The sequence below is a fragment of the Endozoicomonas sp. ALB032 genome, assembly GCF_049310125.1.
GTDB lineage: Bacteria > Pseudomonadota > Gammaproteobacteria > Pseudomonadales > Endozoicomonadaceae > Endozoicomonas_A.
The window spans coordinates 502,351-518,375 of the sequence record NZ_JBLYNW010000001.1; the positions used below are offsets into that span (position 1 = coordinate 502,351).

At 49.9% G+C, this 16,025-nt stretch carries 3 protein-coding genes; 2 read left to right on the top strand and 1 reads right to left on the bottom strand.

Going from position 1 to position 16,025, the window contains the following annotated elements:
• Nucleotides 1–138: 138 nt before the first annotated feature.
• Together ACO6VG_RS01795 and ACO6VG_RS01800 are read left to right on the top strand one after the other, a co-directional pair.
• On the top strand, nucleotides 139–7,599 hold the full coding sequence (locus ACO6VG_RS01795) for an AAA family ATPase (protein ID WP_422472367.1): 7,461 nt from the start codon (nucleotides 139–141) through the stop codon (nucleotides 7,597–7,599).
• 161 nt (nucleotides 7,600–7,760) lie between these two features.
• Nucleotides 7,761–15,206 (top strand): AAA family ATPase, encoded by a 7,446-nt coding sequence (locus ACO6VG_RS01800; RefSeq protein WP_422472369.1) that lies wholly within the window; start codon nucleotides 7,761–7,763, stop codon nucleotides 15,204–15,206.
• A 54-nt stretch (nucleotides 15,207–15,260) separates the two neighbouring features.
• Here ACO6VG_RS01800 and ACO6VG_RS01805 read toward each other — a convergent pair whose 3' ends face one another.
• A complete protein-coding gene (locus tag ACO6VG_RS01805; protein ID WP_422472371.1) occupies nucleotides 15,261–15,515 on the bottom strand; it encodes an antitoxin of toxin-antitoxin stability system in 255 nt (84 codons plus the stop codon).
• Between the last annotated feature and the right edge of the window lie 510 nt (nucleotides 15,516–16,025).

The following is a 16,025-nucleotide window of genomic DNA, read 5'->3' on the forward strand; positions in this document are numbered from 1 at the left end:
ATCCTGATTGATGCCATTGCCCTGCGGCTAACTAACCCAATGGAACTTTCCTCCCGCCTGAAGGTCACATAAGTACTCAACCATACGAAATCAAACCATTTCAATGCAGTCCTTCAAATAACAGGAGCGAGATTTACCGTGGATGGCCAGATTGGCTGGAGAAATAAACAACCCTTACCTGATGGCAGCGTGCCAGACAAGAGAGCAAAGCTGGATGCACCGTCAAGGATTGCAGAGGTCTGCTCAGATGTAACTCCCAGACTCAATAAATCATCAGCTCCGGGGATCTCGCCTCACCAGACGAGAAGCGTATCCTCAGCGGATTCCTCGCTCCAAAAGACCACTCATGCCTTCGATTTTCGTTTTGTCGCCAGTGATGATGAAGTTCGACAGCTTTTAGTGGCGCAAACCTGCGATGAACATCGGGATGTTACCCTTATTTCCCACCCCGATGACCTCGCACAGGCCAATCTGGTAAGACGGTTGAGTATTTCTGTCGATGGCCACCACACTCTGGGTTCTGGCAAGCTGTTCGAAAGTCCACAGCCACTGACTCTGGTGCTGGATATCCGAAAACTCAGCAGCGAAGATTTGCCAAAATTTAACGATCTGCTGGACCCGGATACCCCCTGTCTATACGACAAAGTCAGCCAAAACAAACGCCCTCTGGGCGAGCATGTTTCTCTATTGGTCGTGGCAGATCCTGAACAGTTGGCATCGGTTGGTCATCGTGACGACGCACCCGGCGCTGATTTCTGGCGGCGAATTAATCGACCGGAAAATAGCTGGCAGTTCCAGGCCCAGACTGGTAATGACCCATCGATGGACATAGACGAGATTGCTCCATTATTGGTTGAACTCCCCCCTGCCGAAAGCGCCATGGACGACGACGTTACCGTTCTTATTAACTGCCACTTGCACAACGACTGGCGACAGTTGTTGTTGGGCGGCCCCGGTGTGGATCAGCAGGGACGAATTCAGCATCTCCCCGGCAGGATTGAGTTATTGAGGGCCGGACAAAGGGTGATTCTGAAAGGGGCCAACTGGCAGGATCTGGCCTTTGAGCAGACGATTCGACAGATGCTGGCGCAACAGTGTTTTGAGAGCAATGGGAAGGTCTGTCAGTTACCGGACGAGGTTCAGTTTTATCAGATGCCGGTGGGTGAGGATGAGCTTTATTCACTGTTTCAGAGCCTGTCTCAAGAGCACGCACCAGGAAACCCGGTCATCATTAACCAGAGTAATATCACAGAATGGCTGAACCCCATTGCCATTGCTCCGGAAGGCTACGCAGTCCCTAACAGCTGTCTGTTGGAACAGGTTCGAGCAGGTGGTACGGTCACCGTCACGTCTCCCCTCACTGAGTCGGCCTGGTTTCGTTTGCTGGGTTCATTGCAGACTATTCGAGAGACAACGGACCTGGAGCCGCGACTTCTGGTAGCCCATTCAAGACAGCAGCCGAAAGCTCTGGGATTAGAAGAAAGCGATGAACAGTCTGTGCCCAACCTGCAGGAAAAAATCAGAGATCAGGCCACCTTTAGAACCGTCACTTATCAGCAACACGTCCAGGCAAGTCGTTGGATAAATAAACACCAGCCAGCACCGTTGGTCATTCAGGTCAATGGACAGACCGGCTTCAGCCAGCTATTTGATAATATCTATATCACTTCGGAACAAAAGGCCCTTTTTGGACGAGATCAGAGTGACTTGCAAAAGGCATTAACCGCTGGCACGCAGGTTGTAATTTGCGGGCTCGAAAGTAATCCAACACTTCAACAACTCCTGGAACCCCTGATTGTTGGCCAACCTCTGTTGGTCAATGGCCAGTTACAGGCCTACCCACAAGCTCATGTCACAATACTCTGGCCTCAATCTGCGAAAAGCCAATCTGCAGTCTTTAATTCGATGGTTGCCACAGGTAAACCCTGCCCTGAGGTCAATATCTGGGATATCAATGCCCTCAAGCATGATATCCCCCGGACTGAGCTGCCAGAACGAGCCCTTAACTTGCTTTACGAAGTGTTTAAAACCGTACCTGCCAACTGTTGTAACCCTCTGCCTGAAATGTCCGCAGGCTTGTTGAATAACCTGATACTGGCTGCCCGGCGAGCACAGCAGGTTGACCGCTCACTTCAGCTCCTGCCCTGCCACTGGCGCAAGGCCGTCGATAGTGTCATCACCCATGGCCTGCGGCAGAGTCTGCCGGTGCGTAATTTTATGAAAGTAGCTTGTTGGATGTTGCTGCCAGATGCTCCCGGGAAGCGGGATGAGGATCAAACTGCCTCGGTCGATCCGGATCAGTTAAATGAGATCATCAATAGTGCCCCACGGTTAGACAGAGAGTTTGTGAAGCAGAACCTGTGGCCGCTGATCAGAGCAGCCTCTGACCCTGGAGTCTTAAAGCAATTGCAACTGTCCTATTGCGATCCATTTCCAGAGCAGAGCAAAGAAGACGCTCTGGACAGACTCTGTGCCCTGATCGTGAGCCATACCCCTGAAAAACATCGACAGGCAATGGCCTGTCAGTTGGCAGTCGATCCGCAGGCAGCAGAACACTATCAAAGGTTAGCCATAAGGCCATCAAGACAGATTAAACGTTTACAGGATGCATTGGCCTCTGGCTGGCAGTTATCTCTAGCCATAGGGCAGACCCGATCCGAAGCCATTAAATCACTGGCTGCTGATTGTTTTCAGATGGCCAGAACCGCGAATTCTGAAACAGAAGACATTGAACGTATAAAACATCGACTGTCTGCATCACTGGCATGGCAGGGTTTGACTGATGAGCCCTGGTCAGCACTGGCCCGGGATCTTTATCACGGTGAGACGAGTCAGAAGGATCGTGAAAACCGTCGTTTATCCCGGCTCCATGACCGGCTTACAGACTCTCCCGTTATATTCCTGCAGGGCGAAACCGGCACCGGGAAAAGTTACTTTTCAGCGAAAATAGCAAAAGCTTCAGGATCGGCTGTGGTGCTGTCCCTTGGACCTTCTGACAGCGAGCAGACCCTGATGAAACGCTGGCAGTGGCAGCAACACGCTGATGGCGACCGCTCTATGGCACAGCAAAACCGGGCGCTGATGGAATGGGCCAAGACCTCACACCCCAGAGATGGAGGCTATGTTGAAGGAAAATATATCACTCTGGTTCTGGATGAAGCCAACCTGGCCAAAACCGGATTGCTGGCGTCATTGAACGGCTTATGGGAACCGGAACCCTGCATTTATGTGAATGGTCATCCTGTCCCGGTCAGCAAAGAACACCGGGTGATTCTCACCGGTAACCCCATTCATTACGGCGGACGCCAGTTGGATTCTGCCCTGAAAGAGAAACTGCCCAGGGCTTACTATCCTCGTCTGGACCAGGCTTTTCTTCGGGACAGAGTGGTGGAGCCGGCTCTGCTCAATCATTTACAACGGCATCTGCCGGAGTCTCGGCAAATAGACGACATGGCACGCATTGCCACCGAGAGCGTCATGCTACTCTGGCAGTATTATCAGGAACTGTTGCCAGAACATGAGTTTACCCCCAGGGATCTGACGGATATCTGCAGCTGGGTGGGTTGGTATCTTGATCGTTCGTTATCCGCAGGTGACAGGGTTAACTGCAAGCAAGTACAAGGTTTAATCCAACAAGGTTTTCGGGATGTGCTGGTGCCCGAAATCACCGAAACTCATCGGGATGCCCTGTCAGCACTGGAAATCTGGTTTGCTGCCCGTTACCAACCGGAGAATACCCTGAGTGACAGAGTTCGCAAAAAGACCCTGTCAGATATTCAGCAGACTTTCAGTACAGTCACCCAAAAAATCCGACCTGAGTTTGACACCTCCGGAACAGCAGTCATTGAACTGGTGCAACAACTTGGACAGGATTTAAGCCGCTGTCAGCAGGCTTATCACCTCGACAGGAAACACGGCGGACGACAGGCGACGCTGATCGAAGGTCCAGCCGGACGGGGTAAGGATGCCACGCTAAACCTGGTGATTGAAAGTGTCAGAAAGGAGGCTAAGCGACGGGGAGAATCCATGCCGGAAGTCTTTTACCTGAATGCCTGTGATTGTTCCTGGGACAGAGTGTGTGAAGCGATCCAGAAAGCAAAAGTGGAAGGCGGCATCGTGGTGATTTCGGAAATGAATCTGATCGACAGCCAGCATCTGGAAGGTGAGTTAAACGATATTCTGGCCGGTGACGCCCACCCGGGCTTCCACCTCTTTGCCACCATTAACCCGCCAGAGTACAGCGGACGAAAACCCTTATCACCGGCGCTGAAAGGGCGCTTCAGACATTTGCACATCCGGCAGTACAACCCGACAGAATTACAGACCATTGCCGGGAAAGTGTTGCCAGAGTCCTTAGAAGGGACATTCGCCGCTAAAAAGCTAACAGAAAAACATTGTCTTTTAAGGGCTCACCTGCAACGCAAAAAACTGCCGTTACAGCCAACCAGTCGTGATTTACAAAACGTCGCCAGGGCTGTTATCAGAGCAAGGGATTTTACCGAAAACGGACTGAATCAATGCTTCCAACGGCACTACCGGCTTTACCTGATGGCAGCCAGGCTGACGCTGGAAGAACTGCCCGGGTCATCGGCTATTGCCATAAGTAACGAAGCACTTGATACCAGACTTTGCGAATGGTTTAACCAAAGGGTACCAGGCATTGATCGACCCTGGTTGATACGACGCAGTGATTGCCAGAGTATGGATGAAAAACGCCATGAAATTCGTATCAAAACTGATCTGAATAGAGAGGAAGCCAGAACGGAAATCATCAGGATGCTGGCACGAACCCGCTGGCAGGCATCGGGTCTTTCAGTGAAACCGGATAAGTCCGACGATATTCTCACCCAGACACTTTACCGACACTGGCAGCAACGCTGGTTTGACCGTGAGTATGGCCAGTTGGGCGTGGACGCTGATAGCGTATTTCCCCTCACGAATGCACAGAAACAAACGCTGAAAACGTCAACCAACCTGCCTTATCTCGAGGCGGCTGACCAGCAGATAAGGGCGTGGAAAGCCAGTGAAGTTCAATTTTGGCCTGGGTTCTGGCATCAGATCAGTGATCTGCTGAACCATTGTGCGCACGATTATACTCATCAGGATATAGTGATCGACAGTGACAAGGCTCCTGAGGAATGCATTTCAGAAGTTCGCAGGAAACAGGCCAATGCCCTGGACCGGGCCACGGACTATCAGCGCCAGAAGAAGAGAGTATTCGACAATTATAAAATTTTTGACACGAACTACCCTTTCAACATGTATCGCTTGCGCGCGAGGGATATTAATGTATCTGCCAGGGGTGAGGTCGAGCTGACCGATATGGGTGATCAACACCTGCAGGGGATCGAAATCCTTATACCCGAACAGTTACCGGGGTATAACCAGGAGCTGACGTTAGCCAAAAACCAGACACTGGCAAACTACAAAGCGTCATCAAACAATGGTCAATATGCATTGCCCAGTCTGACACCTGAAGACTATATCGTGGCCCTGCGTATAGAACCCGTTTTGCCATGTACCCTGCTCAGGGATCGATATACCGGGCTGCACACACTGTCTGTTCCCGAAGCCAAAGCCGGTCAGATTATTCAATTTACTTATGTCGTGGAACCCAGAGCGCCGAGCAAAAAAACACTGCCTAAAAAAGTCCAGCCAGCACAATCAATACGTTTTGACGCCCGCTGTTCCAAAGGTATAGAAGCAGTATTGAACAAACTGTTTGCTGAGGTTGAACAACAACTGCCTGAAATAAAGGTGCCTTTGCAGGCAATAATGAACGCAAAAAACACGACGCAACGCATCAGGGCGATCAAGGACTATTGCCTGAAGTTTTCCGGAGGTGCTGAACCAGCAGGGCATAATGTTAATTTCTTTCACTTCCTCGTAACACGGCGACAAGGCAGTTGTCGTCATCGGACGCCTGTTTTTATTGCTTTTTGTCGCTATTTTGGGATTCCATGTCGGGAAATGACCAACCGTGTCCACGCCTTTGCAGAGTATTCTGAGGATAGAGGCCAAACCTGGAAGTCAGTGGATTTGGGCGGGGCGCCTGGTGAGCTAAAAAAAATCCCATCTGACTTCCAGCGCACCAATAAAGTCAGTAGTGAGTCAAAGAAGGCGAGGGATCTCCTGCAGGGTCTTCTGATGGGTGCTGATTCAGCACAACAACAAACTCTGGCTAAAACCTATGGTATGAGCCTTGAGGAACTTAACAGGATCATTGAGACAGGCGGCACATTACCAGGAAAAATCCAGAGTATCTGCAAAACGGTATTGAAGCTTTGGAAAGGAAAAGATTTAACCGGTTTCTCCATGGGAGTCTCAATGATAGAGTCGCTGGAGACAGAGGCATTGGGCTATTTCGAGCAGCAACTGGTCGGTAAGTTTATTTCTTGCGACTGGAGTTTCTGGCCGATGTCGGCGGTTGTCATAAACATATTATCTGACGGTGATGAAGTCCGGGTCATCGAACAACTCCAATCATTGCACTCAAAAATGATTGTTGAGGCTAAAGCACGCCCCCTCGAGTGGTTGGGTTCAATGGTGAATATACTTGAGCACAGTGACCTGGCCAACCCCTCGGTTATTCGCTTTGCCCTTAAAGTTCTGAAATTGGGTTGGCTGAAGCCACTGCCAAGGTACAGCGACGAAATTATTATGCCCCTTCAACATCACGAACTGTTGATGCATCTGAAAGGTATCGAAGAACTGAAGATTGAAGCTTCGAATTGCCTGAAAGAGTGGTATCAGTCTGTTCTGAAAAGGGGAAAACAAAGCAAGAGCTGGTGGTCGATTTATGAACACTTTCTGAGGAGAAAAGGGAATGACATGCTGGTCAGTCATTGTCACGAAGGGGCTTCGCCATCCCTTAATGATAAAATTGCCAATCCATCTTTAGATACCGCCTGGACGGATGACCCTGAGGGTGTTCCGAATATAGAACGAATGCTGGTGAACCAGCCCGCATTTGTGCAGTTGCACTCGGTCAGAGCCAGACACCGTCCGCTGATTATCCTGGGCCACCCTTTCCTGAGCAGCACATTAATTGATAAAAAAGCCCAGGACCTGTTGCAACTGAAAGCTAAGAAAAACCCTGATTTAAAGCGGTTATTGGAAAAAGTCAAACAGGATAATGTGGTCTCAAACCGAGGCTACATGAATGGTATTTACAATCGCTACAGACCCATTCCTGAGTCTGGTGACGTGTTACACAAGGACGCAGAGTTTGCCAGTGATATAGAGGACAAATGCAAACAAGCGATTCTTCAGGCCTTCTGTCAGTACCTGTATGAATTGACACACTCGAAGGGTGGTCGTTTAACCTATTGTTGGGGCGACGCTCTTGTCCGGTTTGTGAGCAATCGGAACTACTACGGCGCTCACGACCCATCTTCCCCGGAAGAGCTGTATGCCATGTTCTCTGAAATTGATCGATCCGAGTGGTTTGAGAAATCCGTTGATGATACCTACTTACGACAGACACTGGGCGACAGTAACGCCCTGGTGCTCAGATCCGCAGAGCTGATAAAAATTACCGAAGAATTTTTGAATAGTGTGAATTTGAATTCGCTTTGTGAGTCACTGAATACTTGTTAAAGGTTTGATCATGATGAGTTTTTCTAGACTGTTGACTTCCCACAATGGCAACGAGCCAGTACCAAAATGAAACTTTTGTATTATTTGAAGGTCGAATAATTAAACAGTTTTAATGCAATCCTTCAGATGCAATCCTTCAGATGGTAGTAGTGAGGTTAACTATGGATGGTCAGATTGGTGGAGAAATTAACAAATCCGTTCCGGCTAGGCCAGCCAGGAGGTCAGGGCAGGATTTAGATTTACCATCAAACGTCAAAGCTGTCTGCTCTGGTCTCAATTACCAACTGAATCTATCGTCATCTCAGATTATGACACCTGACAGGACGAGAACCGTATCCTCAACGGATTCCTTGCTCCAAAAAAAACCTCATGCCTTCGATTTCCGTTTTGTCGCCAGTGATGATGAGGTTCGTCAGCTTTTGGCTGACCAGACCTGCGATAAAAATCGCGATGTCACGCTTATTTCCCACCCTGATGACCTTGCACAGGCTAACCTGGTGAGCCGGTTGACCATTGCCGACAATGGTCGCCACGCTTTGCGCCCAGGCAAGCTCTTTGAAGGTTCACAGCCATTGACCCTGGTGATAGATATCCGAAAACTCACCAGTGAGGATCTGCCAAAATTTAACGATCTGCTGGACCCGGATAACCCCTGTCTATACGACAAGGTCAGCCAGAAGAAACGCCCTCTGGGAGAGCATGTTTCTCTGCTGGTTCTGGCAGCCCCTGAACAATTGACATCGGTTGGCCAGCATGAAGAGGCACCTGCGGCCGGCGCTCCGGGCGCTGACTTCTGGCGGCGAATTAACCGACCGGGCAATACCTGGCAGTTCGAGGCTGAGACTGGCAATGAACCATCGATGGACATTGACCGGGCCCCGCCGCTATTGCCTGAATTCCCCAGTGCCGAAAACGCCATGGACGACGACACTATCCTGGTTATTGACTGCCACTTGCACAACAACTGGCGACAATTACTGCTGGGTGCTCCCGGTGTCGATCAACAGGGGCGAATCCAGCACATTCCTGGCAGGCTTGAACAGTTGACATCCGGACAACGGGTGATACTGAAAGGCGCCGACTGGCAGGATCTGACCTTTGAACAGACCATTCGACAGATGCTGGCGCAACAGTGCTTTGAGAGCAATGGGGAAGTCTGTCCATTACCCGACGATGTTCAGTTTTATAAGATGCCGGTGGGGAAGGACGAGCTTCATTCGCTGTTCCAAAGTCAGTCTAAAGAGCACGCCGCAGAAAACCCGATCATCATTAACCAGCGGAATATCACAGAATGGCTGAGCCCGATTGCCATTACGCCTGAAGGCTATGCAATCCCTAACACCTGCCTGTTGGAACAGGTTAAGACGGGGCGTGTCGTCACCGTAACATCTCCACTTACTGAAGCCCTCTGGTTTCGTTTGCTGAGTTCATTGCAAACCCTTCGCGAGACCACCGGCCTGGAGCCCCGACTTCAGGTGGCTCATACAAGACAGCAGCCGAAAGCCCTGGGATTGGCAGAAGACGATGGGCGCTTTCTGTCCAACCTGCATGAAAAAGCCAGAGCCCATGCCACCTTTGATACCATCACTTACCAGCAACATGCCCAGGCCAGTCATTGGATTAATCGTCAGCCACAAGCCCCTCTGGTCATTCAGGTCAATGAACAGACTGGCTTCACTCAGCTCTTTGATAATATCCATATCGCCTCGGAACAAAAGGCGCATTTCAGACGATCTCAGAGTGAGTTGCAGGAGGCATTAACCGCTGGCAAACCCGTGGTATTCAGGGGACTGGAAAGTAATCCAACGCTTCAGCAGCTTCTGGAACCCCTGGTTATTGGGCAACCTCTGTTGGTGAATGGCCAGTTGCAGGCCTATCCACGAGCTCATGTCACAATACTCTGGCCTGAGTCTGTGAAAAGCGCCTCTTCAGTATTTCATGGGATGGTCGCCACGGGTAAGTCCTGTCCTGAGCTCGATCTCTGGGATATCAATGCCCGCAGGCATGGTATCGTCCGGACTGAGCTGCCAGAACAAGCGCTTAAACAGCTTTACAAAGCGTTTAAAACCGTACCTGACCTCCTTTGCAGCCCTCTGCCTGAAATGACCGAAGGGCTGTTGAATAATCTGATACTGGCTGCTCGTCGAGCACAGCAGGTTGACCACTCCCTGCAGCTCCTGCCCCGCCACTGGCGCAAGGCCATCAATAGTGTCATCACCCATGGCATCCGGCAGCATCCGTCCGTGCGGGATTTTATGAAAGTGGCCTGTTGGCACTTGTTACCGGATAAGACGCCGGACGAGGATCAAGCCGCCTCCGCAGACCCGGATCAGTTAGCTGCCATCATCAATAGCGACCCGCGACTGGATAGAGAGTTTGTCAAACGGAACCTGTGGCAACTGGCCCGAACCTTTGACCCGGCAGTATTTATAGGTACCGAATTACAACTGTCCTATGAAAGTCCATTTCCAGAGTCGGGTGAAAAAGAAGTTATGGACAGGCTCTGTGCCATGATCCTGGCCCACGCGCCTGAAAAACAACGAGATGCCATAGCGTATCAGTTAGCAGTCGATCCGGCGGCAACAAAGCCCTGGCAATCCTTAGCCATCGAGCCAACAAGACAGATTAAACGTTTGCAAGATGCACTGGCTTCTGGCTGGCAGTTACCTTTGCACTCAGGGCAGACCCGATCCGATGCCATCCACGGTCTGGCCAGCGATTGTTTTCATAGGGCCAGAACAGCGAGTTCTGAGGCAGATGGCATTGAACGCATAGAAAATCGACTGTCAGAATCACTGAAATGGCAGGGTTCCGCTGATGAGCCCCTGTCTGCACTGGCCCGGGATCTTTATCATGGTGAGATAAGTCAGAAGGATCGTGAAAGTCGTCGCTTATCCCGACTCCATGACCGGCTTACGGACTCTCCCGTTATATTCCTTGAGGGGGAAACCGGAACCGGGAAAAGCTACTTTTCCGCCAAAATGGCAAAGGCTTCAGGACAGGCAACGGTGCTTTCCCTTGGACCTTCTGACAGCGAACAAACCCTGATGAAACGCTGGCAGTGGCAAAAGCACGCCGATGGCGACCGCTCTATGGCGCAGCAAAACCGGGCGTTGATGGAATGGGCCAATACCGAATCCAACAAAGACGGAGGATACATCACTCTGGTGCTGGATGAGGCTAACCTGACCCAAGCCGGATTGCTGGCGTCATTGAACGGCCTGTGGGAACCGCAACCCTGCATCTATGTGAATGGTCATCCTGTCAAGGTCAGCGAAAAACACCGGGTAATTCTCACCGGCAACCCCGATCATTACGCCGGGCGCCAAATGGATCCGACCCTGAAAGAGAAACTGCCCAGAGCTTATTACCCGCGTTTGGATCAGGCTTTCCTTCGGGACAGAGTAGTGGAACCGGCTTTGCTCAGTCAGTTACAACGGCATCAAATAAACGACATTGCACAGATTGCCAGCAAGAGTGTGATGGCACTGTGGCAATATTACCAGGAGCTGTTGCCCGAGCATGAGTTTACTCCCAGGGATTTAACAGACATCTGCAGCTGGGTGGGTTGGTATCTGGATCGTGCGTTATCCAAAGGCGACAGTGCCAACTGTAAGCAAGTGAACAGTTTGATCCAGCAAAGTTTCCGGGATGTGTTGGGTCCCGAAATCAGCGAGACTCAACAGGATGCCCTTTCGGCACTGGAAATCTGGTTTGCTGCCCGTTACGAACTGGACAACACACTGCGAGACAGAGTTCATAACCACACCCTGCCAGATATTCTGCAGGACTTCAGAACATTGACCAAAGAAATCCGACCTGAGTTTGATACCTCCGGATCGGCAGTCATTGATCTGGCGCAAGGGCTGGGACAGGATTTAAGCCGCTGTCAGCAGGCTTATCATCACGACAGAAAACACGGCGGTCGTCAGGCAACGCTGATTGAAGGTCCGGCCGGACGGGGTAAGGATGCCACGCTGCATCTGATGATCGAAAGTGTCAAACAGCAAGCTAAAGAACGGGAAGAAACCATGCCAAAGGTCTTTCCCCTGAATGCCTGTGATTGTTCCTGGGAGCAACTGTGTGAAGTGATCCAGAAAGCAAAAGTAGAGGGCGGCATCGTGGTAATTTCAGAAATGAACCTGATCGACAGCCAGCATCTGGAAGGTGAGTTAAACGACATTCTGGCCGGTGATGCCCATCCGGGTTTCCACCTGTTTGCCACCATCAACCCTCCTGAGTACAGCGGGCGAAAACCTTTGTCACCGGCGCTGAAAGGGCGCTTCAGACATTTGCCCATCCGGCAGTATAACCCGACAGAATTACAGACCATTGCCGGAAAAGTGTTGCCAGAGTCCTTAGAAGGGACATTCGCCGCTAAAAAGCTAACAGAAAAACATTGTCTTTTAAGGGCTCACCTGCAACGCAAAAAACTGCCGTTACAGCCAACCAGTCGTGATTTACAAAACGTCGTCAGGGCTGTTATCAGAGCAAGGGATTTTACCGAAAACGGACTGAATCAATGCTTCCAACGGCACTACCGGCTTTACCTGATGGCAGCCAGGCTGACGCTGGAAGAACTGCCCGGGTCATCGGCTATTGCCATGAGTAACGAAGCACTTGATACCAGACTTTGCGAATGGTTCAACCAAAGGGTATCAGGTATTGATCGACCTTGGTTGATACGACGCAGTTATTGCAACAGTACGGATGAAAAACGCCATGAAATTCGTATCAAAACTGATCTGAATGGTGAGGAAGCCAGAACGGAAATTATCAGGATGCTGGCACGTACCCGCTGGCAGACATCGGGTCTTTCAGTGAAACCGGATGAATCCGACGATATTCTCACCCAGACACTTTACCGACACTGGCAGCAACGCTGGTTTGATCGCGAGTATGGCCAGTTGGGCGTGGACGCTGATAGCGTATTTCCACTGACGAATGCACAGAAACAAACGCTGAAAACGTCAACCAACCAGCCTTATCTCGAGGCGGCTGACCAGCAGATAAGGGCGTGGAAAGCCAGTGAAGTTCAATGGTGGCCTGCGTTCTGGCATCAGATCAGTGATCTGCTGAACCATTGTGTGAACGATCAGACTCACGAAGATATTACGATTGACGGTGATAACGCTCCTGAAGAATACATCTCAAAAGCTCACGGGAAACAGGGTAAGACCCTGGACCGTGACACGGACTATGAGTGCAGTAAGAAGTCAAAAGTCGACGACTATAAAATTTTTGACACGGATTACCCTCGCCATATGTATCGCCTGCAGGCTGAGGATATTAGTGTATCTACCGGGGGTGAGGTCGTGCTGACCGAAATGAGTGATCAACACCTTCAGGGGACCGAAACCCTTATACCCGAAGAGTTACCGGGGCGTAACCAGGAACTGACGTTAGCCAACAACCAGACACTGGCAAACTACAAAGCGCCATCAAGCAATGGTCAATATGCATTGCCCAGTCTGACGCCTGAAGACTATGTCGTGGCCCTGCGTATTGAACCCGCTTTGCCGTATACACTGCTCAGGGATCGATATACCGGGCTGCACACACTGTCAGTTCCCGAAGCCAAAGCCGGTCAGATTATTGAATTTACTTATGTCGTGGAACCCAGAGAGGCGAGCAAAAAAACACTGACGAAAAAAGTCCAGCCAGCACAATCAATAGGTTTTGACGCCCGCTGCTCCAAAGGTATGGAAGCAGTATTGAACAAACTGTTTGATGAGGTTGAACAACAACTGCCTGAAATAAAGGTGCCTTTGCAGGCAATAATGAACGCAAAAAACACGACGCAACGCATTGAGGCGATCAAGGACTATTGCCAACAGTTCTCCGGTACCGCCGTAGCAGAGAGCAATGAAAATTTCTTTCAATTCCTGGTAACAAAACGGCAAGGAAGCTGTCGTCATCGTGTGCCTGTTTTTGTCGCTTTATGTCGCTACTTCGGGATTCCGTGTCGGCAAATTGGCAACCCTTCTCACGCCTTTGCCGAGTGTTCCATAGATAGAGGCCAAACCTGGAAGTCAGTGGATTTGGGCGGGGTGCCTTTAGAGGTAAGAAAATTCCCATCTGACTTTCAGCACAACAAAAAAGTCAGTAGTGATTTAAAGAAGGCGAGGGATCTCCTGCAGGGTCTTCTGAAGGGTGCTGATTCAGCACAACAACAAACTTTGGCTAAGACCTATGGTCTGAGCCTTGAGGAACTTAACAACGTCATTGAGACAGGCGGGGCATTACCGGAAAAAAACCTGGATATCCGCGAAACAGTATTGAAGCTTTGGGAAGGAAAAGATTTAACCGGTTTCTCCCTTGGGATCTCAATTTTAGAGTCGCTGGAGACAAAAGCATTGACCTTTCGCGAGTGGCAACTGGTCGGTAAGTTTTTTTATCGCGATTGGCCTTCCAGGCCGATGTCGGCGGTTGTCAAAAAAATATTATCTAACGGTGATGAAGTGCGGATCATTGAACAACTCCAATCATTGCATTCAAAAATAATTGTTCAGGGTAGAGCAAACTACCTCGACTGGTTGGGCTCAATGGTGGATATACTTGAGGACACTGACTTGACCAACCCCTCGATTATTCGCTTTGCCCTTAAAGTTCTGAAATTGGGTTGGCTGGATCCGGATCCAGTGCCAAGGTATAGCCGCAGCATTATTATGCCCACTCAACATCACGAGCTGTTGATGCGTCTGAAAGGTGTCGAAGAACTAAAGGTTGAAGCTATGAATTGCCTGAAAATGTGGCATCAGACATTACTGAAAAGGGGGAAAAAAAGCCATAACTGGCGGTCGATTTATAAAGACTTTCTGAGGAGAAAAGGCAATGACATGCTCGTCAGTCATTGTCACGAAGGGGCTTCGCCATCCCTTAATGATAAAATTACCAACCCATCTTTAGATACCGCCTGGACGGATGACCCTGAGGGTGTTCCGAATATAGAACGAATGCTGGTGAACCAGCCCGCATTTGTGCAGTTGCGCTCGGTCAGAGCCAGACACCGTCCGCTGATTATCCTGGGCCACCCTTTCCTGAGCAGCACATTAATTGATAAAAAAGCCCAGGACCTGTTGCAACTGAAAGCCAAGAAAAACCCTGATTTAAAGCGGTTATTGGAAAAAGTCAAACAGGATAATGTGGTCTCAAACCGAGGCTATATGAATGGTATTTACAACCACTACAGACCCATTTCTGAGTCTGGTGACGTGTTACACAAGGACGCAGAGTTTGCCAGTGATTTAGAGAACAAATGCAAACAGGCGATTCTTCAGGCCTTCTGTCATTACCTGTATGAATTGACACACTCGAAGGGTGGTCGTTTAACCTATTGTTGGGGCGATGCTCCTGTCCGGTTTGAGCCTCATCGGAACCACTATGGCGCCCATGACCCATCTTCTCCGGAAGAGCTGTATGCCATGTTCTCTGAAATTGATCGATCCGAGTGGTTTGAGAAATCGGTTGATGATACCTACTTACGACAGACACTGGGCGACAGTAACGCCCTGGTACTCAGATCTGCGGAGCTGATAAAAATTACCGAAGAGTTTTTGAATAGAGTGAATTTGAATTCGCTTTGTGAGTCACTGAATACTTGTTAACCGTTTGCTAAATATCCATACGGTCTTGACTGGCTTCAGGAGTCCAAATTGCTCTCATGACCGATTTGCTGCGTTTGCCCGAAGCGCTGCAAATTCCGCTTCAATTTCATGATTATCGCAACCATCGCCGGCATTCATGGACTTTCTTCCTGCATTTACCTTGTCTTGCAAGTATTCATCATATTCGCGAGCTTTTTTTTGACGTTCAATAAATTCTCTCATTAGCTCCCTGACTACCTGCGATGCAGGCCGGTGAATAGCCTCGCTTTCTGCAATGAAATCAGCTCTGAGTTCAGAATCAATTTTCATGGTGAAAACAGATTGTTTTGACATGGGCAATTCTCACTTTGTTTGACACTAACAAAGTAAACACTATGTATTTACCATGAACGCAATTTTTGACGCCCTCTAAAGCAGATTCTTGACACCCTCCCCGCCGTGAAGAGGCTGTCGCAAAAGCCCAACAACTCGTTCCCACGCTCTGCGTGGGAATGCATACCTCCCCTGAAAAGCGGACTCTGCAGCTCGAGATAAGTATGGATTCCCACGCTGGAGCATGGGAACCAGAGTTTTGCGACAGCCTCTGAACGACGGGGATTCCTATAGCTAGACGGTCATGCCCGACCGCAGTGTATACCTTACCCAGTAGCGGCATACACCTTATTCGACAATCTGCTCTACCTTTCGGATTGTTAACAAACACGGGCAGAAAGCGGAAGGTATTTTACTTTTCCTGACAGGTAGCGTAATCGCTAAAAACTACTGGCAACAAGCCCTGACTCGTCAGCTACCTGAAGACCTGCGCTCCAGTCTGCCCAC